This window comes from Marinobacter halodurans (genome assembly GCF_004327985.1).
Classification (GTDB): domain Bacteria; phylum Pseudomonadota; class Gammaproteobacteria; order Pseudomonadales; family Oleiphilaceae; genus Marinobacter_A; species Marinobacter_A halodurans.
This window is the reverse complement of sequence record NZ_SJDL01000002.1, coordinates 190,446-214,255: the sequence shown is the minus strand read 5'-3', so window position 1 is coordinate 214,255 and position 23,810 is coordinate 190,446. Positions and strand designations below refer to the sequence as shown.

The window sequence follows — 23,810 nt, the reverse complement described above, 5'->3', positions numbered from 1 at the left end:
CTAGTGTCCCGTCTGGTTAATTCGTTGACCTACTGCGTACCGCTGACGTCTCTGGTCAAGGCGCCAGCCCGCCGGTGTGGTGGTTCCACATCAAGGGTTGGCAACGCAGGTCCAGAGGCGTCAGCGGTGCGCCCTTCGGGAGCGCCTGAACGCTTTGATAGCGGTGTTGCGGCAGCTCGATTTGGAACCACCAAACCTTCGCTACCGCGCCTTGTTCTCAAAGCGTTCAGGCGCTCAGTAGATCAGCGAATTAACCAGACGGGACACTAGAGGTCGACGCACGGCTCCTTGAAGAGCCGCGGGCAAGCCGTGCCGTCCTGACGGAACAGGTGGCACATCTCCGGCTTGATGCCGATTGCAACCGCATCGCCTTCCTGGACCGGGTTGGTGCCCTCGGTACGCATGGTGATGATGCCGTCGATACCTTCGATATCCAGGTGAACCAGCGTCTGGTAGCCCAGGCGCTCGACGACATTGACCGTGCCCTGGATCGCCACGGCGCCCTGGTCCCGGCTCGAGAAATGCTCCGGGCGAATGCCCAGGGTAACGGCTTCGCCTTCGGAAAGCGCACTGCCGTTGATGGGCAGTGTCATCTGCATGGCACCGGGCAGGTTGACGGTGACCTCCTGGCTGTTGGCGGCCACCACGTCGCAGTCGATAAAGTTCATTTTCGGCGAGCCGATGAACCCCGCCACGAAACGGGTCGCCGGGTAGTGATAGAGCTCCAGCGGTTTGCCCACCTGGGCGATGGCGCCGTTGTCCAGGGCGACGATCTTGTCAGCCATGGTCATGGCTTCCACCTGGTCGTGGGTCACGTAAATCATGGTGGCACCCAGGCGCTTGTGCAGGCCGGATATCTCGATCCGCATCTGGACTCGCAGGGACGCATCCAGATTCGAAAGGGGTTCGTCGAACAGGAACACCGCTGGCTCACGGACGATGGTCCGGCCGATCGCCACCCGTTGACGCTGCCCGCCGGACAGGTCCTTGGGCTTGCGTTGAAGCAGGTTGTCGAGCTGGAGCAGGCGTGCCGCGTCGTTCACCCGACGGTCGATCTCGCCTTTCTTGACGCTGGCCAGCTTCAGGCCGAAGGCCATGTTCTCGGCCACGTCCATGTGCGGGTAGAGCGCGTAGGACTGGAACACCATGCCCACTTCCCGGTCCTTGGGCGGCTTGTCGTTGACGCGCTCCTGACCGATGTAGAGGTCGCCTTCGGAGATGTCCTCCAGGCCGGCAATCATCCGCAGCAGGGTGGATTTGCCGCAGCCGGAAGGCCCCACGAAGACCACAAACTCGCCGTCCTGGATGTCCAGGTTGACGTTGCGTGTGACTTCGGCGTCGCCGAAGCGCTTGTAGACGTTTCTGAGAGTGACGCTTGCCATAGTCTTCAGTCTTCTTGTCAGTGTATGGCGGTCCGGCCCGCAGGCCGGAGCCTGTTTAAACCCTGGCGATTCCCGCCCCGTGCGGGGGCAGGGTGACCGCGCTGCCGCGCCAGTCCGCTGACAGCGACGCCGGTGTATCCGGTATGGCGGTGGCCGGCTGCGGTAACGGCAGAGACACGGTCTGGTCGCTGAAGTTCAGCGCGACCAGCAGCCGGTGGCCATCCGTCTCGCGGCTGAACAGCAGGGTGTCCTCCGGGCTCTCCAGGAAGCGGATATCACCGGACAGCAGGGCCGGTTGCTGCCGGCGCCAGCCGAGAAACTCGCGGTAGGCCTGCAGCACCGAACCCCGCTGACGGTCCTGCTCGGACACGGCCGCGCTCAAATGCTCCTCATACACCGGCAGCCACGGCTTGGCCACGCTGAACCCCGCGTTGTGGGCTGTGGCGTCCCATACCATGGGCGTCCGGCAGCCGTCGCGACCCTTGTATTCCGGCCAGAAGCTGATGCCGTAGGGATCCACGAGGTCTTCGAAGGCCAGCTCGGCTTCGGTCAGGCCCAGTTCTTCGCCCTGGTAGATGCAGGCGCTGCCGCGCAGGCTCAACAGCATGATCATGAAAAGCTTGATCTGCTCCGGGCCGTTGGCCTGCCAGCGGCTGGCGACCCGGGCCACATCGTGGTTGCCGATGGCCCAGCAGGGCCAGCCGTCTTCCAGTTTGGACTCGATGCTTTCCACCGTATGCCTGATGAAACCGGCACCGCGCTGTTCCGTCAGCAGGTCGAACGAGTAGGCCATGTGCAGCTTGTCGCCGTTGCTGGTGTAATCGGCCATGGTCTGCAGGGAGTTGTCGTCGCCGATCTCGCCCACGGTGGTCGTGCCCGGATAGTCATCCAGCAGGGCCCGCAGGCGCTTGAGGAACGCCAGGTTCTCCGGCCGGGTCTTGTCGTACTTGTGGTACTGGTAGGCGTAGGGGTTTTCCTTGCGCACGCCGATCGACGCTTCCTGGACCGCCTCGCTGGGCGGGTTGTTGCGCAGCTCCGGGTCGTGGAAGCAGAAGTTGATGGCGTCCAGGCGAAAGCCATCGACACCCCGGTCCAGCCAGAACCGCACCTCGTCGAGGATCTGGTCCTGCAGCTGCGGATTGTGGAAGTTCAGGTCCGGCTGGCTGGTCAGGAAGTTGTGCAGGTAATACTGCCGGCGACGGCTGTCCCAGGCCCAGGCGGAGCCACCGAAGACGGACAGCCAGTTGTTGGGCGGCGTGCCATCGGCCTGTGCCTCGGCCCAGACGTACCAGTCGGCCCTGGGGTTGTCCCGGCTGGCCCGGCTTTCCTTGAACCACTCGTGTTCTTCCGAGGTGTGGCTGAGTACCTGGTCGATCATGATCCTGAGGTCGCGCTTGTGCGCCTCGGCGATCAGGACGTCAAAATCCTCAAGGGTGCCGAAGATCGGATCCACACCCCGGTAATCGGAGACGTCGTAACCGAAATCCTTCATGGGTGAGGTAAAGAAGGGCGACAGCCAGATGGCATCGACATTGAGGCTGGCAATGTAATCCAGCTTGGCGGTCACGCCCGGCAAATCGCCGATACCGTCACCGTTGGAGTCGAAGAAGCTGCGGGGATAAACCTGGTAGATGACAGCACCGCGCCACCAGTCGGGATTCTTTTGCATCATGCCTCACTCAGAACAAAGTCGGTTTTGGCGTCCGTGAACGTCGTGGTGGCGTGGATCGCACAGCCGACCGGTCCCGCGGCGCCCTTGTTTTTGTGATGACACTATGGTGCTTGTGTGGAACCGGACGGGCATCCTCCTGACACGCTTTTTGCTGGCGTAGATGGGGGGAGGAGGGGGCGTAGGAGCACCCGGTGGTTGCTTGGCCCCCGATGATCCCTACTCCCCCTGGATCTTGCTCAACAGGTCCCGGGCCAGTTCGATGGCCTCGGAACGGTGCGCGATGTTCTGTTTCTGGTACAGGCTGCGGATGTGCGTCTTGACGGTCGTCGCCGCCACCTTGAGGTGCTCGGCGATCTGGTCGTTGGACAGGCCGGCGTGGATCAGGCTGAGGATCTGCCACTCGCGCCGGGTCAGTGGCGAGGTGCGGATCAGTTCCGGCACATCCGGGCGGTCGATGATGTCCTGGATGATGGCCTCGTCCAGCGAGATACGGATGGCGCGGCTGAAGTCCCGTTGCTGCTGGGACAGCTGGATCAGGCGCTCGGCCCGCTGCAGTTCCATGCCATCGATCATGTGGTCGTTGATCAGCGCCTTGAGGATGACGATCAGGACCTTGCCCAGTCGCAGGAAGCTGCCCACCGCGCCGGTGGTGCTGGCCAGTTGCAGCGCCCCGCGCATGTGGAACAGCGCCTGCTCGCGATCCTCCAGTTGCCAGTGCATATGGGCCAGCGCGATGTGGTTGCGGTTCTGGTCCATCTGCAGCCCGATGCGTTCGGCCACGGCTTGCAGGCCTTCCAGGATCGGCTTGGCCTTTTCCGGCTGTTCCAGGCTCAGGTAGGCACGGGCCCAGTTGCGGGCATTGCACTGGAGAAAGTGGTTGCTGGCGTCTTCGATGGTGTATTCCGGCGCTGCCGTCAGCCAGCGCTGGATGGCCTCCCGGTCCCGCACCGCGTCCCAGAACGACAGCATGGTGGCGTGGGAATTGGCAACCCAGTCGATGTGGTACTCGCCGGAGGCCAGCATTTTCTGGATCTTCTGTATGTAGTCGGCGCACAGCGTCTGGCGCCCCCGGGCCTGGGCCACCTTGGCCAGCGAGGTGTAGCTTTGCAGGTACCAGCGTTCACCCTGGGCTTCCAGAATCTCGATGCCCTGCAGGGAGCAGCGCTCGGCGTTTTCCAGGTGGTGCCATTCCCACATCACCTGGCTACGGATGCGGTACAGGAATTCCAGGATCGGCAGGTGGTCGAGGTGGTATTCGTCGGCGTACTGGAAAGCCCGTTCCTGCACGTTATAGGCCTTCTGCAGCAGCCCCATGGCGACATTGATTTCCGACTGCTGGCACAGCGCCCAGAGCACGTTCTGGTGAGCGCCATGAGCCCGGGCCAGGGTTTCAGTGTCCTGCATGCGGGCGAGGGCTTCCTTGAGGTGGCCTTCGACAAACAGGGCTTCGCCCATCACCGATGCGGCCGCCACCTTGGAGGTGGGCAGTATGCGGGCCTCCTGCTCCATGGCGTCCGTGGCCTGCCCCAGGGCCGTATGGGAATCCCCGAAGTTCATGGCCACCTGGGCGCGTACGGCGCTGAACTCGCAGCGAACGGATCGCAAGTCGTCGTCGCTGAGATGCTCCTTGAGCTTGGTCTCGGCGGCGGCCAGCCATTGTTCCGCCTCGTCGAACTTGTACTGGCTCTGGGCGACCCAGGCGCGCAGCAGGGTCAGCAAAGGCTCGTCGGCGATACGGGCCGGATCCAGGGCATCCAGGCACTGTTGTAGCAGGGCAAACTGACCTTCGGTGAAGAACGCGCGGCCGTGGTCCAGCAGGATCCGGGTGATCCGCTGTGGGTCTCGCGCCCTGACCGCGTGGCGGGCCGCCTCCTCGGGGCGGTCCAGTTCGCGCCAGGCATCGCTGGCTTTCTGGTGCAGGGCCTTGACGTCCTCCTGCGCAGAGCAGGCGACAAGATGGCGCAGATAGGCGCTGAACAGGGGGTGATAGCGGAACCACAGCCCGCTGCTGTCCAGCGGCATCACGAAGAAGCCCTTACTGATCAGTTGGTTGAGCAGGGCCTGACCGTCCCGGTGCCCGGCCACGCGCATGGCGAGGAAGGCATTGAACCGGTCCAGCAGCGATGTCCGCAGCAGGAAACCGAGGGCCTCGTCGTCCAGTTGGCGACCTAGCAATTCGTCGAAGTAGTCGAAAATGTACTGGTTGCCGTCCTCGAATTGCTCCACCATTTCGTTGAAAGCGACACTGGTTGCGGCACTGGTGGCCACGAGTTGCAGGGCCGATACCCAGCCCTCGACGCGCCGTACGGCCCGTTCGATGCTTTCCCTCGAGACCTCGTAGGGCAGGCGCTGTTCGAAATAGTCCTGGGCTTCGTCGGCATCGAAGCCGAGTTCGCGGGCGCTGATCTCCAGCATATGCCCCTGCATGCGCAACTGTGCAACGCCGATGGGCGGCACCGTGCGCGTCAGGAGGATGAGCGTCAGGTAGGCCGGCTGGTGGCGCAGCAGGAAGCGGATACCCTCGTGGATCTCCGGGTCCGTGATCAGGTGGTAGTCGTCCAGGACGACGTAGAGCGGTTCGGCCTCGACCGGCATTTCGGCCAGCAGGTGGGTCAGGAATTCCTGCAGGTTATCAAAGCCGGATGCCGTCAGCCGTCGTAACGTATCCGGGCAGGTGCCTGGCCGATGGCTTTCCAGGGTGTGTGCGAGGTAGGCCGCGAACTGTCCGGGCTGGTTGTCGGGCGCGTCCAGGCGGTACCAGGCCACGTTGGCCTCAAGCGCCTGTAGCCGCTCGGCAACCGTGGTGGTCTTGCCGTAGCCGGCGGGTGCCTGGACCAGCATGAGACCGACATTATTGGTTTCATGCAGCGTGTCATTGAATTTTTCCCGGGCAATCAGTGCCGCGGGCGCCTGTGGTGGTAAGGTTTTCGCGCTGATAAAGGTGCGCTCACCTGGCCCGATTGTTGTTGTCATTACCATCGCCGGTCATGCTCATTTGTTGTAAATAATAGCAAAAAAACTCTATTATAGAGCGCCAATAAGTTACCTTGATTTATTTATTACTACAAAAGTCGTATGACTTCACAGGGCTGCTTCTGGTAGCCGATCGTCTGCTCTTTCATCCCCGACCCGTCCCGGCCGCATGCCATTATGGACAGGTCTGTCCCGCAAGAGCCAGTGGCGATCCTGAACCGGTCGAGCCCAGCTTCCGCACGAGGAGATATTGAATGTTGCATGATGAAGATCCGACGGAAACCGGGGAGTGGATGGATGCCCTTGACTCCGTTCTGAGTGAGGAAGGGCTTGAACGGGCAGCATTTCTGCTCGAGCGGCTGGGCGAACGCGCCAGCAGGGACGGGGCGGCGTTGCCCTACAGCGTCAATACACCGTATCGCAACACCATTCCTGCCAGCCGGGAAGCGCGCATGCCGGGCGATTTGTTCATGGAGCGCCGCATTCGCTCGTTGATCCGCTGGAACGCGCTGGCGATGGTCATCCGGGCCAACAAGCGCCCGGGCGAGCTGGGTGGCCATATCCACTCGTTCTCATCCATCGCGACGCTGCTGGATGTCGGTTTCAACTACTTCTTCCACGCCGGTGACGAAACCCGTGAAGGCGACCTGATCTACTTCCAGGGCCACTCTTCACCGGGCCTGTATGCCCGTTCCTTCCTGGAAGGGCGTCTGACGGAAGAACACCTGGACAAGTTCCGTAACGAAGTGGACGGCGACGGCCTGTCTTCCTACCCGCATCCCTGGCTGATGCCGGACTACTGGCAGTTCCCCACGGTTTCCATGGGGCTGGGGCCGATCCAGGCCATCTACCAGGCCCATGTGATGAAGTACCTGCACAACCGTGAACTGACCGAAGGGCCGGACCGCAAGGTCTGGTGTTTCATCGGTGACGGTGAGTGTGACGAGCCCGAGACCCTGGGTGCCATCGGTCTGGCCGGTCGCGAAAAGCTCGACAACCTGATTTTCGTCGTCAACTGCAACCTGCAGCGTCTGGACGGTCCGGTCCGTGGTAACGGCAAGATCATCCAGGAACTGGAAGGCATCTTCCGAGGCGCCAACTGGAATGTGCTCAAGGTGGTCTGGGGTCGCCTGTGGGATCCGCTGTTCGAGCAGGACGAGGATGGCCGCATGCAGAAGGTCATGGACGAAGCCGTCGATGGCGAGATGCAGAACTTCAAGTCCAACGGCGGTGCCTATGTGCGCCAGAACTTCTTCGGCCGCGACCCGGAATTGCTCAAGCGTGTCGAACACATGTCCGATGAGGACATCTACGCCCTGAACCGCGGTGGTCACGACCCGTACAAGGTCTATGCGGCCTACCATGAAGCGGTTAACCACAAGGGTGGTCCGACCGTCATCCTGGCCCACACCATCAAGGGCTATGGCTTCGGTGAGCAGGGCCAGGCGCAGAATACCGCGCACCAGCAGAAGAAGCTGAGCATGGACACCATCAAGGCATTCCGTGACCGCTTCGGCGTGCCAATCTCCGACGACGAGATCGAAAGCATGCCGTACTACAAGCCGGCCGATGATTCGCCGGAGATGAAGTACCTGCAGAAGATGCGCAGCAAGCTGGGTGGCTCCCTGCCGCGTCGCCGTCGCGACTGCCAGCCGCTGACGATTCCGCCGCTGGAGACCTTCAAGCAGCAACTGGACGACAGTGGTGACCGGGAATTCTCCACCACCATGGCGTTCGTGCGTATGCTGGGCACGCTGCTCAAGGACAAGCAGATCGGCTCCCGCGTCGTCCCGATCGTGCCGGACGAAGCCCGGACCTTCGGTATGGACGGCATGTTCCGCCAGATGGGGATCTACACGGCCGAAGGGCAGAAGTACACGCCCAACGACCGCAACCAGATCATGTACTACCGCGAGGACCGCAAGGGCCAGATCCTGCAGGAAGGTATCAACGAAGCCGGTGCCATGTCCGCCTGGATCGCGGCAGCGACCTCCTACAGCACCAACGACTATCCGCTGATTCCGTTCTACATCTTCTACTCGATGTTCGGTTTCCAGCGCGTGGGCGACCTGTGCTGGGCGGCCGGCGACATGCGCGCCCGTGGCTTCCTGCTGGGCGGTACCGCCGGCCGGACCACGCTGAATGGCGAAGGCCTGCAGCACCAGGATGGCCACAGCCACCTGCTGTCCGCCACCGTGCCCAACTGCGTGTCCTACGACCCGACCTTCTCTTATGAAGTGGCGGTCATCGTACGCCACGGCCTGCAGCGCATGTACGGCGATAACGAGAATGTCTACTTCTACCTGACGCTGATGAATGAAAACTACGCCCACCCGGCGATGCCGAAGGGCGCCGAGGAAGGCATCATCCGCGGCATCTACAAGCTGGAATCCCAGGGCGCCAAAAAAGGTGCCAAGAAGGCCAAGCACAGCGTTCGCCTGCTGGGCAGCGGCACCATCCTCAACGAGGTGCGTGAAGCCGCGAAGATCCTGGCGGAGAAGTACGAGGTGGCTTCCGACGTATACAGCGTGACCAGCTTCACCGAGCTGGCCCGTGATGGCCAGAACGTCGAGCGCTGGAATCGCCTGCATCCGGCGTCACGCCCGCGTACCGCGTACATCCAGGACACCCTGGCCGATGCCGATACGCCGGTGATTGCGTCCACCGACTACATGCGCCTGTTCGCCGAGCAGGTTCGTGCCTGGGTGCCGGCGGATTACACCGTGCTGGGCACCGACGGTTTCGGTCGCAGCGACACCCGCGAGAAACTGCGTCGTCACTTCGAAGTCGACCGTCATCACGTGGTCGTGGCCGCACTGGGCGCCCTGGCGCGTCAGGGCAAGATCAAGCCTGAAGTGGTTGAAGAGGCCATCCGCGAGTTCGGCATCGATGCCGACAAGCCGGCCCCGGCGACCCACTAAAACCGTTAAGGAGACACAGCATCATGGCAGAAGATATTCGTGTGCCTGACCTTGGCGGTTCGGATTCGGTTGAGGTCATCGAAATCAGTGTGAATGTCGGCGACAGTGTTGCCGAAGAGGATCCGATCCTGGTCCTCGAATCCGACAAAGCCACTGTGGAACTGCCGGCACCCAAGGCCGGCAAGATCACCGCGCTGAACGTCAGCGTCGGTGACAGGATCAGCGAAGGCGATGTGGTCGGCCAACTGGAAGCGGGCGAGGGCGGTGATGCGGACGACGCGTCTGACGCCGCCGCCCCGGTTGAGGAAAAAGCCCCGGAAGCCGCTGCTCCGGCCGCCGAGCAACCGGCGTCCGGCGGTGTCCAGGACATCAAGGTGCCGGACCTGGGTGGCGCGGATTCGGTCGAGGTGATCGAGATCAGCGTCTCCGCAGGCGATTCCGTTGAAGAAGAGGCCCCCATTCTGGTGGTGGAATCCGACAAGGCGACGGTTGAACTGCCGGCGCCGGCGGCCGGTACGATCAAATCCATTTCCGTGAAAGTGGGTGACCGCATCAGCGAAGGCGATGTGGTCGGCCAGATGGAAGTCTCCGGTGGCGGCGCGCCTGCGCAGTCCGCACCGGCGGCTGAAGCCGAAAAACCGGCGCAGGCGTCTCAGCCTGAGTCGGCGCCGGCCGCTTCCGGTGGTGTCGAGGACATCAAGGTGCCGGACCTGGGAGGCTCGGCCTCGGTCGAGGTCATCGAGATCAGCGTATCCGCGGGCGATCAGGTCGCCGAGGAAGACCCGATCCTGGTGGTGGAATCCGACAAGGCGACGGTTGAGTTGCCGTCGCCATCGGCCGGCACCATCAAGTCGATTTCCGTGAAGGTCGGTGACAGCATCAGCGAAGGTGATGTGGTTGGCCAGATTGAGGTTTCCGGCGGCTCGACGGCCCAGTCCGCGCCAGCGCCGTCGTCTTCTCCGGAATCGGCCCCGGCACCCGCGGCGGCCAAGCCGACCGCAAGCCCGGCACCGAAGCCCAGCGGGGAACCGGCGGCGCAGCCGAGCAAGCGTGTTCATGCCGGCCCGGCGGTACGGCGTCTGGCCCGTGAGTTGGGCGCTGACCTCGGTCGCATCCAGGGCAGTGGTCCGAAAAACCGCATCCTCAAGGAGGATGTGGAAGCCTACGTCAAGCGTGCCCTGAGCCAGGTCCAGGAAGGCGGTGCGCCGGCGGCGGCCGGTGGTGCCGGTCTGCCGGCGGTGAAGCTGCCGGACTTCAGCCAGTTCGGCAACATCGAGCGGGTTGGCATGAGCCGCCTGATGAAGCTGACCGCCGACAGCATGCAGCGCAGCTGGCTCAACGTGCCGCACGTGACCCAGTTCGAGGAAGCCGACATCACCGAGATGGAAGACTTCCGCAAGTCGATGAAGAAGGAAGGCGAGAAGCGCGGCGTGAAGCTGACGCCGATGGCTTTCCTGCTCAAGATTTGCGCCAAAGCACTGGAGGCCCATCCGAACTTCAACGTGTCCCTGGACATGGAGAAGAAAGAAATCATCCAGAAGCGCTACATCCACATCGGCATTGCCGTGGATACCCCGGACGGTCTGGTGGTTCCGGTCATCCGGGACGTGGACCGGAAAGGCCTGTGGGAGCTGGCGGAGGAGTGCCAGGTGATGGCCCAGAAAGCCCGCGACAAGAAGCTGGGCCCGAAGGACATGCAGGGCGCCTGCTTCACCATTACCAGCCTCGGCGGTATTGGCGGCACCGCGTTCACGCCGATCGTGAACACGCCGGAAGTGGCGATCCTGGGGGTTTCCCGCTCGAAGATGGCACCGGTCTGGGATGGCGCCGCCTTCCAGCCGCGGCTGATGCTGCCATTGTCGCTGTCGTACGATCACCGTGCGATCAACGGCGCCGATGCGGCCCGCTTCACCAATACCCTCCGTGCCGGACTGGAAGACCTGCGTCAGCTGCTTCTCTGATCCCGGCTGTCCGGTGGCTCACCCCTGGGGTGGGCCATCGGCCTTTTCATTTCCGCCCCCGTTTTCCTTTTCTCCCTCTCTTTTCCCGAGTCTGCTGCCGGCGTAATGCGATGTTTTCGGCGTTTGCCGTGGCAGTTTCAACGCGCACCTTTCCCGATTGCCGATGACGTGAACTGGCTCGCAAAACCGCGTCAGATGGCCGCCCGTGGCCGAAGAGATTTGAGGCACAGTTATCTTTAAGGGCGATATCAATCCGGTATCTTAGCGTTACAGGATGTAACGGCAGGCATGCGCCAGAACAATGATAACCAAAGCCGCCCAGAGCCCTATTCAGCAAACCGGAACCGGATCCAATCCTCAGAACAGGAAACGACATTTGCCATGATTCTCGTGCTGGCGGGTTCCATCATGACGTTTGCGATGATTGAGAAGGCCACTGTTCTTGAGCCTTTCGACAAGGGCGAGATCGTGGTGGAGCAGCGGATGGACAGCAATCCGCAGGAGCTCAGGAATCAGTACACCGTGGCGCCGCTCGTCGAGCAGCGCTATCGCAACATCGTGCGTCAGGCCTACGACTACAGCTGCGGTTCAGCGGCGCTGACCACCGTCCTCAAATACTACCTGGGGCGCAACCTGAACGAGCGCCAGGTGATGGAGGGGTTGCTGCATTACGGTGAGAGCGAGCGCATCGTCGAGCGCAGGGCCTTCTCGATGCTCGACATGAAACGCCTGGTGACGGCGCTGGGGTATCCGTCCGGCGGTTTCCGCGCCACCATCGACGACCTCAAGGAGCTGGACCACCCGGCGATCGTGCCGATCCACCATGCCGGCTTCAAACACTTTGTCGTCCTCCGCGCCATTCGCGACGACCGCGTGTTCATCGCGGATCCGTCGGTGGGCAATATCTCCTTCACGCTCTCCAACTTCCAGGAAAAGTGGGACGGCAATGTCCTGTTCATTGTCTTCCCGGGGGGAGAAAAGCCGCTCGATGCCCTGGAACTCAAGGAAGAGGACATGCGCTTTGTGGACGACCAGACCATGACCCTGTTTGCGCTGGATACGATTCCGGAGTTTCACGAAGCGACCAGTCGTCGCATCAACAACCTCTTGGAAAGGCAGAAGAACAATCCTGACCGCACTGTTGAGAACACTCGTAAACAGTTGTTCTACCGGCGTAATTGATCGCCCTTCGACCCGGGCGCCGGACACACGTCAGGAAAACAAGACCGAATAATAAGGGAGCTGGGATGAATCGTTGGGTAGTGCGAGGTGTGATCATCTGTTCCATGGCCGGCCTGCCGGCGTTGGTTTGGGGGCAGGACGAGAGCGTCGACAAGGCGCGTGAGGCCCTGTCCAAGCAGGAGGGCGACGAAGACTCCGCAAAGCAACTGGAGGAAGTGTTCCAATCGGCGGAGAAGAACTATTCGCTGCAGAAGGAGGGGACGCACGCGCTGACGTACTCCTTCGACTATTCCTACACCGGGGACCAGCGCCTGGACCTGGAAATCACCGACGGCTCGGTCCGCAACCTGGACATCGTGCCGTCGGCGACCCACAGCTTTACCAACGCCTTTTCCTACGACTACGGCCTGCTGGATAACCTGACCATCGGCACGCGAGTGCCGTTGGTGGTCAAGTACGACACCCAGGACGAACTGGAAGTCTACGATTTCGGCGATATCTCTTTCACTGCCCGCTGGCAGCCCGCGGCCTACGTGCCGGGCAAGATGTCGACCACCCTGTTTGCGTCGCTGACCTCCAAGACCGGGGTCAGCCCCTATGAAATCGACATCAAGCGGCAGCTCTCGACCGGTAGCGGCTATTACACCGTTTCGGGCGGTGCGAGCGTCTCCAAGGTGCTCGATCCGGTGGTGCTCTATGGCTCTGTGAGCGCCAGCTACAACAGGCCGGAGGACGGCCTCGAACAGGTGCGGGGTGCCCGTCTGTTGACCAAGGTGGAGCCGGGTTTCGGCCTGTCCGCCTCCATGGGCTTTGCCTACTCGCTGTCCTACGACATTTCCCTGAGTGTGTCGGGCCAGATCAGCTACAGCGACGAAACCCAGCTGACCTTCAGCGACGGTTCGGAGGCCGTGGCCCAGGACCAGATGACCGGCTTCCTGAGCTTCTCCCTGGGCACGCGGGTCAGCGACACCACGATCGTCAACACCAGCCTGGGCATCGGTCTGACCGAGGATGCACCGGATTTTTCCATTGGTCTGTCCCTGCCGATCAACATCTCGGGCCTCCGGGAATAACCGGGGCATAGGGCGTGCGAACGGCAAGGGATGATCAGTTTCATGCGACGTGAGTACAACAAGACACGGATTCTCGGGGCGCTGTTGGCGGGTTCGCTGTCCTGCGGGGCACAGGCCCAGCTGGCGCAGAACCTGACCATATCCCCGAAGGCCCTGGCGCTGGGGAACGCGGTGACGGCCGATCCGCCGGGGATCATGGCGATTCACTACAATCCGGCAGGGCTGACCAAGCTGGACGGCCGCCAAGTGGAGGGGACGCTGCTGGGGGTGTACCTGGATGTGGACGCCGACTTCAATGCCCCCGAAGGCTATGAAATATTCGGCATCGACGGTCTGGCCACCGACCCGCTGACCGGGAAACAGAAGGATCCCGTGGCCAACTCCCACAGCCACACCAATACCGTGGCGCTCTATGTGCCGGGATTCGGCATCCAGAAAATGCCGCCGGGTCCGGCGCTGGCACCCTCGGCGGGCTTCAGCTATAACGCCCCCGGTTCCAAGCTGACCTTCGGCAACGCCTTCTACCTGCCGATGGCCGCCGGCTTCTATCGCGACAGCGACGACCCCGGTCGTTACCAGCCCAAGGCCACCGCCCTGCAACGGACCACCTACCTGTCTCCAACGGTGGCGTACAAGATCAATGACGAATGGTCGGTTGGCGCCGGTATTCATCTTTCCCACATGGCGGTCGCGGCGGATCAGTACATGCGGGCGCCCAACATGCTGCTCGGGGTTGCCGAGGTCCTTCAGGACGCCTTCAACTGTGAGTCCGGAGATGAACCGCTGGCGCCTTGGCTGGCACTGTGTGGCGGTAACGTGGGGCCCTGGGACGATATCGGTGCGCTGAGCGTGGATGTCCAGCAAAGCGTGTCGCCCACCTACAACCTCGGGGTCATGTGGGAGCCGACGGAATGGTTCTCCTGGGGCGCCAGCTACAGTTCCGAAGCCGACATGAACATGCACGGCAAGTTCTCGATCGAGTACACCGACGACTGGTCCGGTTTCTGGCAGAGCGTCAACAGCTCCATCCTCGGCGCCGTGGGATCGGCGATCCTGAGTCTGCCGTCCGGGGCGCCGCGCGAGTCCGGCAATGTCAGCCTGAACCTGACCTACCCGCAGCATTTCCAGACGGGCATCAGCATCAAGGTCCACCCCAAGCTGACCCTGAATGTCGACGTGGGCTGGACGGATTACTCGGAATGGGATGCCCTGAAGTTCAAGTTCGATCGCAACCTGGAATTCCTCAACGCCGCCCGTATCCTCTCGCCGGAGAACGCCACGCCCAACTCCCTGAGCCTGCCGCTGGGCTTCAAGGACCAGTGGAACTGGGGCTTTGGCGCGGAATTCCATGCGTCCTCGCGGCTGGACCTGCGCGCCGGGGTGGAAATCCGGGATTCGGTCATTCCGGACGACCAGCGCCAGGTCATGGCGCCGTTCGGCGGGGCCAACCTGTACAGTGTGGGGATGGGCTATCGCTGGGATCGGGACACCCAGATCGACATGAACCTGAGCTATCTCGAGTCCATCGAGAAGATTCCGGCGAACACCAGCTGTAACCTCAACTGCACCGGCATCACCAACATCATCTACAACCCCTACGCCGGGCTTGACGTGAAGACGCGGCTACGGGTCGTGATGGCGGGCCTGACGTTCCGCACGAAATTCTAGGAGACGCGGATATGGCGACTGTTCGACACCGGCCTGGCCTGTTCCTCGGCATCTGTCTCGGTATGGTCGTGTCGGTGGGCCATGCGGAGGATCGCTATTTCACCTGGGTGGACGAGCAGGGGCGGGTCCACTCCAGTGTCATCAGGGAATCGGAGAACCCGGTCGAGAAACGCGCCGAGGCGGTTAAGGCCCGGAAACAGGCCGCAGGGGAGCCGGCCGGAACGGCAGAGGCCTCGCCCTCGAAACCCGTTGCCGCGACGCAGGAACCGCCGCCTGTTCCCATCGTTGACCCGACCGCGGTGGATGATCGCCGGGAAGCGGCCAGCCGCCCTGCGGAGCCGCCGCCAGGGCCCGTTGCGCCCCTGGCCGATCCCAAGGTGGACCCAACGACCGAGCCCGCCCGGGTTGCGGACGAAGCGGCGAAGGCGGTCGCTCCCGAGGGCGTGTCTTCCGGTCAATCCGGGGAGAGTCAACGGGCTCCGGCGGTGTCCGGCAATGACTCCGAATACAACCTGGACAACTACCCCGACGGCGACGAACTGGCTAAAAGAGGCTTCATTCGGGAAGGGGACCCCTTGCCGTATTACACCTGGCGTGATGCCAGTGGCCAAGTCCGGGTTGACTATTACCGCCCCGAGCCCGGCTTTGAAAAGCCTGCCCGGGGACGTCCGGCGCCCAGACTGTCGGCCGCGATGGTGATCGACGGCCGCAGTCCGGCGTCATCGCGGAAGGCGAATCCGGAAACCCTGGCTGTATTGGGCATCGACTGGACCGAAACGCTGCTCCAGTCCTGGCAGGAGCACTGTTGCGAGGATCTGCCGGTAAAGGATCCGGTCGCCTGGGACGATTCCCGGGAGTTCCAGGTGGAGCTTGACGACATGGCTCCCGAGTTCGGTTTCTCCACTGGTTCCAGTGTCTACCGGCTGGTCAGGCTGCCGTCAGCGTCCGAGTCCGGCGCCTTCGTGATGCAGGTGCGCTCCTATGAGGACCACGGTGTGTTCCTGCCGACATTGGTGTTCCTGGGCAGGGACATGCAGACCCGGCGGATGGTGACGGAGTTGGTGTACGACTACAGCCCGGAGAACTGGCATCGCCACGGCTACCTCGAGGCCCGGGTCCCGGTCTTTCCCGATCACGGCGACCGTTGGCTATTGATCATGAGCCGTGGTGACGACCAGGCCGGACAGACCGTCCTGGAAGCGGACGGCGCGCCGCAGGTAATCCGTCACACCGCCCGGGGACTGGTCAGTCTGGCCCAGCTTGGCGGTTAGGCGCGCGTCCCTGTGCCAGCGTCCCGGTATCAGTCTTCCGGCTGCGACAGGTCCAGCCATTGCACGGATTGCCAGTAATAGCGGCCGTTGCCCGCCGGATAAGTGCAGTTGTAACGGAAGCGGCGGCTGTCGAATGGCCGATCTGCGACAATTTCCACGCTATGCCCATCCCCGACGGGAGTGACGGAAAGTCGCCCGACCTGTGAGCCATAGCAGGTCAGAGGGCCCGGCTTCATGTGGTCTGGCAGGTCCAGTTGCAACACCGGCGGGTTCCGGTTCAGCGTGCCGTCCGGCAACTGGCTGGCATCCACTGGCAGGGTTTCACTGAGAAGCTTGTCCTTGAGGCCATCAACGCCGCCGTAGGCGTTGGCCATGGGGAAGCGGGGCAGGCGGGTATCGGCGGAAGTGGGGCCAATCGGACCGGAATGCTGGCCGTAGCCATACCAGCCCCGCTGTTTCACCAGCGTTTCCACCGCCGCATCGAACTCACCGTAGGGATAGGCAAACAGTGGCGCATCCGTGCCGAGCCTGGCTTCGATGGTCTTTTGGGCCTCGTCCAGGCTGGCACTGACCCGTGTGTGCCAGGCGTCTTCCGCTTCATCGGGCCGGCGCACCAGGTGGGCATGATCGGCGCTGTGATTACCGATCGTGACCTCGGGGTGGCTGGCCAAGTCCCTGAGCTGGTCCCAGGTCATATAGCCATGCCGTTGTTCCGTGATGGCCTGGGAATTCACGAAAACCGTAAAGGGGATACCGGCCTTGAGCAGGATAGGCGCCGCCGTGTCGTAAACCGAGCTGTAAGCGTCGTCGAAGGTCAGGGCGGCGACGGGTTGGCGGCCCGTCTTGCCGTTCAGGGCCTGTTCGGTGGCCGACTGAAGCGGTTTGACCGGAATGTCGAGTTTCTCGAGCATCGCCAGCTGGCGACGGAACAGGTCCGGCGTGGTGCTGGTGGAAGCCGGGGTCTGGTCGCTGACGTGATGGTACTGGAGCACCACCAGATCGGCGGCGGCTGGCAGGCTGGCCGAACCGATTAGCGCTGCGACCAGCAGGTTGAGCAGGTACCTGAACGGTTTTCTCACGTGGATATCCTTCTTTTCCGGAGCCGTGATCTCAGCGAACGGCTCCTACTGCTGAAAGAAAATGGTGGCGTAGGGTATGGAAGGCGGCATTCAGGGTCTGGACTTCTTCCTTGGTGCCCCCCCTGTCCGGGTGAGCCTGCATGGCCTGTCGGCGATAAGCCTGGCGAATGAGCGTGAAGTCATCCGGCAATGTTTCGAAACCAAGCACCCGGGCGGCTTCGTTCAGGGCCCCTGAATCCGTTGTCGGTGTGCGACCGGCCCAGAAATCGTCCAGCATCTGCTGCACGGCCGTTTCCGAGAGATCGTACTGTGACAGGTCCAGGTAGAACAGTCGCAGTTGGTCCTGGTCGCCTGGCAGGGCTTCGTTGGACGCAATGTGCCCCGGCGTCAGGTGGATGTCCAGCGGTGAGATGTGCAGGTGCTCACCGGCGGGCCCCAGGTCGTCCCGAAGTCGGTACAGGCAGTGGAAGACCAGGAAGTGCGCGGGGTAGATGGCCGAGGGCTCCGAGAAATCGACGCGCTCGAGCAGCTTCCAGGGGGCCGCCTGAAGCCGGCGGATCAGGGCCAGTTCACTCAGGCCGCCGCTTTCCTCCCGCAGGATCGCCTCGACCGCCACCAGCAGGGCGGCAATCTTCTGCTGCAAGGCAGCCCGGCGTGCTTCCAGGTCGTGCTGTCGGTCAGCCAGAGGCTGGGTATGTGGCTCGTCCATACTCCAGAAGCCTACTGGACCCCGCCCCGAAGTCCAAGCCAAAGGGTGCAAACATCGGCTTCCCTGGCCCGGTTGCTGCGGGGAGGGAACCACATCAGGCCCGGCGGCGATGGGGTTCGCGGCTGCCGAAGGGGTCGCTGTGCAGGAAGCCCGTTACGAAGTCGGTGGCACGCTGGGCTTCCTCGTCCGCCATCTGGGGCCGTTGCTGGACCCGCTTGGCAACGCGCAGGCTCACTTCGTAGGCAATACCGCGACAGGCGGCGCCGATGTAATCCGGATCCTGGCCCCGTAACTGGTCGTCGGCGGCCAGCGAGCGGATGTGTGTGTCCATGGACGCCATGGCCAGGTCCAGGATGTCGGCGCCGAACAGTTCTCGAATGGCCTGGCTGTTGCGATGAGCCAGTTCGTAGGTGACCGGATCCTTGGCGGCGGCCAGGAACAGCGAGGCGTACATGCGTCGAATCAGGTCGCGTTCGTCCGAAGCCATGTCATGGGCGCTACGGATGAGCGTGCGCAGGGCATCCAGGAAATCCCGGAACAGGGCCACGAAGATGTCGCGTTTGTCAGAGAAGTAGTTGTAGAAGGTTCCGGAGGCGAGCGGTGTGCGGCGAATGATGTCGCGGATGGTCGTCTGCTCGTAGCCGGATTCCCGGAAGCAGTCCCGCGCCGCGTCCAGGATGGCTTTGCGGTTATTCAGGCGATTGCGTTCGCGTTTGCCGAGCGAGGCAGTGTCCAGCATGTCAATTCCCCTTTCCTTGGGTGCATGGGTGTTCTGGTTTTTATGAACTGTTTGTCATCCTCTGCCATAGACTCGCCGAAGTCGCCGTCAGGCGGGTATACGTGAAACCCGGAATAGAGACGGACCCAATGACGAAAAGGCCGGCGATCCGGTATACTCAGCCCCCATTTTATCAACGCCCGGCAAGGTTATGGCAGAGCAGCTCAAAGACGAACGCAAGGCAACGCTGGAACTCAACAAACTGCAGAAGCGTCTGCGTCGTGACGTCGGCCAGGCAATCTCTGATTTTGGCATGATCGAGGCCGGAGACAAGGTAATGTGCTGCCTCAGTGGCGGCAAGGATTCCTACACCATGCTGGATATCCTGCTGAACCTGCAGCGCAGTGCGCCGGTGGACTTTGAACTGATTGCCGTGAACCTGGACCAGAAACAGCCGGGTTTCCCCGAGCATGTGCTGCCGGACTACCTGTCGGAACTCGGTATCGAGTACCACATCATCGAGAAAGACACCTACAGTATCGTCAAGGAAAAGGTGCCCGAGGGTAAAACCACCTGCGGGCTGTGCTCACGCCTGCGCCGGGGCATCCTCTATAACTTTGCCGAGGAGCATGGCGTCACCAAGATCGCCCTGGGCCATCACCGTGACGACCTGCTGGAGACCCTGTTCCTCAACATGTTCTACGGCGGGCGCCTGAAAACCATGCCGCCCAAGCTGAAGAGCGACGACGGCCGCAATGTGGTGATCCGGCCGCTGGTCTACGCCCGCGAGAAGGACATCGAGCGTTACTCGTCGTTGCGCCGGTTCCCCATCATCCCGTGCAACCTGTGCGGCTCCCAGGAAAACCTGCAACGCCAGGTGGTCAAGGACATGCTGAACAGCTGGGACCGGGAGCACCCGGGGCGGATCGAATCCATGTTCCGGGCCATCTGCAATGTCTCGCCGTCCCATCTGGCGGATCCCGCCATCTACGACTTCGACAGCCTTGAGGTGGACTGGCGCGAAAGCGGTGCGGCTCCCACGCCGGAGGCCCCGGCATTCGAGCGGCTGGACGTCCTCAACCTCTGATCACAGGGCATAGTGCGGCTGGCTGGCACTCCGGCACAGTCTCTCGAGGGTGTTGTGCAGTCGTGTCAGGTAGGTTTCCTCTTCCACCAGGGTCAGCTCTGACCAAAGCCGGGTGAGGCCGTCGACGTCTTCCGGCAGCGGCCAGGATGGCTTGACCCATTCCAGCGCGCTGATGCCGATTGCCGCGGCATAGCGCGTATTGGTGACCAGTTCGGCATCCGGGTTGGTCAGGAACTCATGCTGGCTGGCAAAGCCGCGCACCTGACTTGCCCGGTCCGGCTGGAAGGCGAGATACTCGTCCCAAACCCGGCGGTGCAGGCCAGGGGAGATGCCGAACACCCCGAGCCCCGCGTCGTCGCCCCGGGAGAACGGGTCAAAGTCACGCAGCGTGGCAGCGCTGAGCAGGATTTCTTCGACAACAGGGTGGGGGTCACCGAGTGCCCGGGAGACGGGGCGGATAACGTGATCGAGAAGTGCAATCGCCTGTGACATGAGCAAAGCCCTCACGCTGCTTGCAGGCCACACAATGAGTTAGCAATTCATCTGTGAAAGTCACTTTAGCAATACGACCTAACTTTCTGACGACAATAGTCCAGGCTTCCGGGCCGGTCAATAAATCGACATTAAAAAGCTGTGAAATTTTCAGCCCAAATCCGGACCGAATGTGGCTCAGCCGAGCCGGGCCAGCCATTGGGTGGTGATCGGCAGGGTCCAGACGCCGAAGATCACGAGGCAGACGCCAACCAACTGCCGGAACCCCCGATGCTGGCGCCAGTGTTGCAGACGGGATGCCGCAAAACCCGTAGCCAGCATGGCCGGCAGGGTCCCCAGGCCAAAACTGAACATGGTCAGCGCCGCGCTGCTGACGGACGGTTGCAGGGCCGCCCAACCCAGGGTGCTGTAGACCAGCCCGCAGGGTAGCCAGCCCCAGAGCAGGCCCAGCGTCAGTGCCTGGGATGGACGCTGGACCGGCGTGAAACGTCGGGTCAATGGTGCCAGGTGGCGCCAGACCGGGGCGCCTATCCGTTCCACGACCTGGATGCCCTGCCAGAATTGCCCTAACGACAGTCCCATCAGGATCAGGAGCAAACCGGCCAGGGTGCGCAACACCGGCGCCAGGGCCGTCCAGGCGGCAACTGCCTGGGTGGTCAGCAGGCCGAGCAGGGCGCCAAGCAGCGTGTAGCTGGCGATACGCCCCAGATTGAAGCCGACAATGAGGAACGACTGGCGGAGGCGGAAGGAGGCACCGACCGGTACGGCCATGGACAGGGAGGCACTGATGCCGCCACACATGCCCAGGCAGTGCACGCCGCCGAGCAGCCCGATCATGAAGGCGCTGGAGTAGTCCAGCAACAGCTCACCGGTCATGGCGCTCCGGTTCGTCATCCTGGCCGGAATGTGGCCTGCTGTCGTCAGACCGGTGGTCCACGCGCGACTCTTCGGGGATCAGGTCTTCGTCATCGTCATAAAGGATGCGGTGTGCGGGGCCTTCCAGATCGTCGTATTGCCCGCTCTTCACCGCCCAGGCAAAGACCGCCACGCCAACTCCGACGAGCAGCAGCGTCACAGGGACCAGCAGGTAAACGATTTCCACGACGATATCCTTGATCAGTCACGAACGGTGATCGGTCAACTCACGGTATCAGGCTGCGCCCGATGCTCCAACCGCCCAGTTGCCGGAGTAGGCTCAACGACGGTCTCTCCGCGGCCCAGACGGACGGCGTTGATCACGACGACCAGCGAACTGAGCGACATCCCCAGCGCGGCGAGCCACGGTGGGACCAGGCCGGCGGCGGCCAGCGGCAGGGCGCACAGGTTATAGGCTACCGCCCAGCCCATGTTCTGGCGGATGATCCGGCGCATGCGCCGGGCCGTTCGAAGGGCGCTCACCAGCCGCTGCAGTTGGCCGTTGAGGAGCACGGCGTCGGCTTTCAGCCGGGTCAGGTCGGCGGCGTTCCCCATGGCGACCGACACCTCCGCACCGGCCATCACCGGCAGGTCGTTGAGTCCGTCGCCGACCACCATGACATGGTGCCCCTGCTCCTCCAGTGTCCTCAGGAACGCGAGCTTGTCCTCGGGCGACGCCTGGCCGCGGTACTGATCGAGGGACAGTTCACCGGCGATGCGCTCTACGTGGCGCGAGCGGTCGCCACTGAGCAGGACCGTCTGCAGTCCCAGCGCCTGTAATTGCTGTAACGTCGTGGCGGCGTCGGCCCGAAGCCGGTCATCCAGTGTGAAGCGGGCCAGCAACCGATGTCCCAGGGCCAGGAAGATTCCCAGGCCATTCGAGGGCTCCGGCAACCGGTCGATGCCGGTCCGCTCGGCAACGAAGGCGGCGTGGCCGATGACCAGGGCCTCACTCCGGTACAGCCCGCCCAGCCCCCCGGACAGGTGATTGGTCACCCCGGTCACAGGGTAATCCCCGGCGGCATAGCCCTTGAACACGGCGGCAATGGGGTGCTCCGAGTATTGCTCGAGCCCGCCGGCCAGCGCCAGGCAGGTGTGCTCATCCAGGTCGCCAAACAGGTAGGTTTCGACCAGGGCCAGACGGCCTTCCGTCAGGGTGCCTGTCTTGTCGAAGACCACCGTGTCGATCCGGTTGAGGGCTTCCAGGGTATGGCCCCGTGTGGGCAGGAAGCCTGCCCGCCGCAAGGACACCGTGGCCATGGTCAGCGCGGTCGGCGTGGCGAGCGACAGGGCGCAGGGGCAGGTCACCACCAGGACGGCCAGGGCAATATCAAAGGCCCGGTCGGAGCCGGCCAGCCACCAGCCCAGTCCCACCAGTGGGGCAATCACCAGGATGCGGCTGACGAACCGGCCGGCCAGGCGATCGGCGAACTGTCCAACCGGCGGTTTCTCGGATTGTACCCGGTCGAGGATGCGCAGGATACTGGATAACCGGGTCTGGCGCCCGGTGCGCTCAACCCGCAGGGTGATCGGGTTCTCGCCGTTGATGGCACCGGCATGGACAGGGCTGCCCGGTCCCCGTTCCTCGGGCAGGTATTCGCCGGTCAGGGCTGCTTCGTTCACCGTCGAATGACCGGAGGTCATCACGCCGTCGGCGGGAATCACGTCGCCGGGTTTGACCTCCACCATATCCCCGGGGCGCAGAGCATGGACCGGCACGGTTTCCAGTGTGTCGCCCCGGCGGCGCGTGGCGATGGCCGGCGTCAGGTTGTTGAGCGAGCCGCCGCTAAGTCCGGCCCGGTAGCGCGCCTGCATCTCGATGTAGCGCCCCAGGGACAGGAAGAAGGTGAACATGCAGACGGACTCGAAATAGACTTCTTCGCCCCCCATGGCGGTAACCCAGGCGCTGGCGGCATAGGCCAGCCCTATGGCCAGGGCGACCGGGACGTCCATCGTCAGGTGACGGGCCCGCAGGTCGCGGCGAGCGTTGCGGAAGAACGGCCGGGCACTGTAGAACACCACCGGGGTGGCCACCAAAAGGCTGACCCAGCGAAAGAACTGCTGCATCTCGTCGGAGACGCCGCTGATCAGTCCAAAGTAAAGGGGCACGGCGAGCATCATGCTTTGCATGGTGCCGGCACCGGCGACGCACAGACGGATCAGGGCGCTGCGTTTTTCCCGCTGGAGCAGGGCCTCGGCCCGATCCGGCTGATAGGGGCGGGCGCCGTATCCCAGTTCGTGGATGGTCAGCAGTAGAGTGCTCAGCGAGGTGTCGGCCGGATTCCAGACCAGCCTGGCCCGTTGCGTGCTGTGGTTGATGGTGAACTGGCGCACGCCGGGCTGCCTGGCCAGGTGATGCTCCAGCAGCCAGATGCAGGCGGCACACGACAGCCCCTCGATCAGCAGTTGGGCTTCACGCAATGGCGTCTGATCGTCACCGGTGATAGCGCCGACGAAATCCGCCTGGACGGCCGGGTGGTCGAAGACGGCAAGCCGCTCCCTGTCTCGCTCGGTAAGTTTGCGCGGCGTTGCCGGTGTGGCGGTGCGGTGACGATAGAAGCCGGCGAGGCCCTCGTCGCGGATCAGTTCGAAGACGGCGCGACAGCCCGCGCAACAGAATGGTTTCTCCGTACCCTCGACTTCCAGGGTGAGGGGCCGGTTGGCTGCGACGGGCTCGCCGCAGTGGTAACAACGATCCGCCGCCACC

At 63.0% G+C, this 23,810-nt stretch carries 17 protein-coding genes; 7 read left to right on the top strand and 10 right to left on the bottom strand.

Going from position 1 to position 23,810, the window contains the following annotated elements; all coding sequences use genetic code 11:
• Nucleotides 1-266: 266 nt before the first annotated feature.
• The 3 genes from malK to malT all read right to left on the bottom strand — a co-directional run bounded on the left by malK (nt 267) and on the right by malT (nt 6,027).
• Nucleotides 267-1,382, bottom strand: coding sequence for a maltose/maltodextrin ABC transporter ATP-binding protein MalK (malK, locus tag EZI54_RS02370; RefSeq protein WP_131478635.1), 1,116 nt, complete (start codon nt 1,380-1,382; stop codon nt 267-269).
• A gap of 55 nt (nt 1,383-1,437) precedes the next feature.
• Complete coding sequence (locus EZI54_RS02365; protein ID WP_131478633.1) at nt 1,438-3,054, bottom strand: alpha-glucosidase family protein; 1,617 nt, start codon at nt 3,052-3,054, stop codon at nt 1,438-1,440.
• Between the two features lie 216 nt (nt 3,055-3,270).
• Nucleotides 3,271-6,027 carry an HTH-type transcriptional regulator MalT gene (malT, locus tag EZI54_RS02360; RefSeq protein WP_131478631.1) on the bottom strand — a complete coding sequence of 919 codons (2,757 nt, stop codon included), beginning with the start codon at nt 6,025-6,027 and terminating at the stop codon, nt 3,271-3,273.
• A gap of 257 nt (nt 6,028-6,284) precedes the next feature.
• Between malT and aceE the strand changes: the two genes are divergently transcribed.
• The 6 genes from aceE to EZI54_RS02330 all read left to right on the top strand — a co-directional run bounded on the left by aceE (nt 6,285) and on the right by EZI54_RS02330 (nt 16,103).
• The gene (aceE, locus tag EZI54_RS02355) at nt 6,285-8,948 is read left to right on the top strand and encodes a pyruvate dehydrogenase (acetyl-transferring), homodimeric type (protein ID WP_207389121.1); all 2,664 of its coding nucleotides are present in this window, start codon (nt 6,285-6,287) and stop codon (nt 8,946-8,948) included.
• 23 nt (nt 8,949-8,971) lie between these two features.
• Nucleotides 8,972-10,909, top strand: a complete 1,938-nt coding sequence (gene aceF, locus EZI54_RS02350) for a dihydrolipoyllysine-residue acetyltransferase (protein ID WP_131478627.1) — start codon at nt 8,972-8,974, stop codon at nt 10,907-10,909.
• Between the two features lie 381 nt (nt 10,910-11,290).
• Nucleotides 11,291-12,091: a C39 family peptidase gene (locus EZI54_RS02345; protein WP_131478625.1), complete on the top strand. Its 801-nt coding sequence runs from the start codon at nt 11,291-11,293 to the stop codon at nt 12,089-12,091.
• Between the two features lie 65 nt (nt 12,092-12,156).
• Nucleotides 12,157-13,164 carry a transporter gene (locus EZI54_RS02340; protein WP_131478623.1) on the top strand — a complete coding sequence of 336 codons (1,008 nt, stop codon included), beginning with the start codon at nt 12,157-12,159 and terminating at the stop codon, nt 13,162-13,164.
• 42 nt (nt 13,165-13,206) lie between these two features.
• A complete protein-coding gene (locus EZI54_RS02335; RefSeq protein WP_131478621.1) occupies nt 13,207-14,832 on the top strand; it encodes an OmpP1/FadL family transporter in 1,626 nt (541 codons plus the stop codon).
• An 11-nt stretch (nt 14,833-14,843) separates the two neighbouring features.
• Nucleotides 14,844-16,103: a MalM family protein gene (locus tag EZI54_RS02330; RefSeq protein WP_131478618.1), complete on the top strand. Its 1,260-nt coding sequence runs from the start codon at nt 14,844-14,846 to the stop codon at nt 16,101-16,103.
• Nucleotides 16,104-16,132: 29 nt separating this feature from the next.
• On the opposite strand, the gene EZI54_RS02325 is transcribed toward EZI54_RS02330, so the two are convergent.
• The 3 genes from EZI54_RS02325 to EZI54_RS02315 all read right to left on the bottom strand — a co-directional run bounded on the left by EZI54_RS02325 (nt 16,133) and on the right by EZI54_RS02315 (nt 18,630).
• The gene (locus tag EZI54_RS02325; RefSeq protein ID WP_242674320.1) at nt 16,133-17,182 is read right to left on the bottom strand and encodes a polysaccharide deacetylase family protein; all 1,050 of its coding nucleotides are present in this window, start codon (nt 17,180-17,182) and stop codon (nt 16,133-16,135) included.
• Between the two features lie 31 nt (nt 17,183-17,213).
• Nucleotides 17,214-17,891: a DNA-J related domain-containing protein gene (locus tag EZI54_RS02320; RefSeq protein WP_131478616.1), complete on the bottom strand. Its 678-nt coding sequence runs from the start codon at nt 17,889-17,891 to the stop codon at nt 17,214-17,216.
• Nucleotides 17,892-17,985: 94 nt separating this feature from the next.
• On the bottom strand, nt 17,986-18,630 hold the full coding sequence (locus EZI54_RS02315) for a TetR/AcrR family transcriptional regulator (RefSeq protein ID WP_207389120.1): 645 nt from the start codon (nt 18,628-18,630) through the stop codon (nt 17,986-17,988).
• 190 nt (nt 18,631-18,820) lie between these two features.
• Here EZI54_RS02315 and ttcA point away from each other — a divergent pair, with 190 nt between their 5' ends.
• Nucleotides 18,821-19,696, top strand: a complete 876-nt coding sequence (gene ttcA, locus EZI54_RS02310) for a tRNA 2-thiocytidine(32) synthetase TtcA (protein ID WP_131478612.1) — start codon at nt 18,821-18,823, stop codon at nt 19,694-19,696.
• Here ttcA and EZI54_RS02305 read toward each other — a convergent pair whose 3' ends face one another.
• From EZI54_RS02305 to EZI54_RS02290, 4 genes are all read right to left on the bottom strand, one after another.
• Nucleotides 19,697-20,188, bottom strand: coding sequence for a hypothetical protein (locus EZI54_RS02305; protein WP_131478610.1), 492 nt, complete (start codon nt 20,186-20,188; stop codon nt 19,697-19,699).
• A 177-nt stretch (nt 20,189-20,365) separates the two neighbouring features.
• Nucleotides 20,366-21,064, bottom strand: a complete 699-nt coding sequence (locus EZI54_RS02300) for a sulfite exporter TauE/SafE family protein (protein ID WP_131478608.1) — start codon at nt 21,062-21,064, stop codon at nt 20,366-20,368.
• Nucleotides 21,054-21,290 (bottom strand): cbb3-type cytochrome oxidase assembly protein CcoS, encoded by a 237-nt coding sequence (ccoS, locus tag EZI54_RS02295; RefSeq protein ID WP_131478606.1) that lies wholly within the window; start codon nt 21,288-21,290, stop codon nt 21,054-21,056. Before ccoS ends, EZI54_RS02300 begins: the two co-directional genes overlap by 11 nt.
• Nucleotides 21,291-21,325: 35 nt before the next feature.
• The gene (locus tag EZI54_RS02290) at nt 21,326-23,809 is read right to left on the bottom strand and encodes a heavy metal translocating P-type ATPase (RefSeq protein ID WP_131478604.1); all 2,484 of its coding nucleotides are present in this window, start codon (nt 23,807-23,809) and stop codon (nt 21,326-21,328) included.
• Between the last annotated feature and the right edge of the window lies 1 nt (nt 23,810).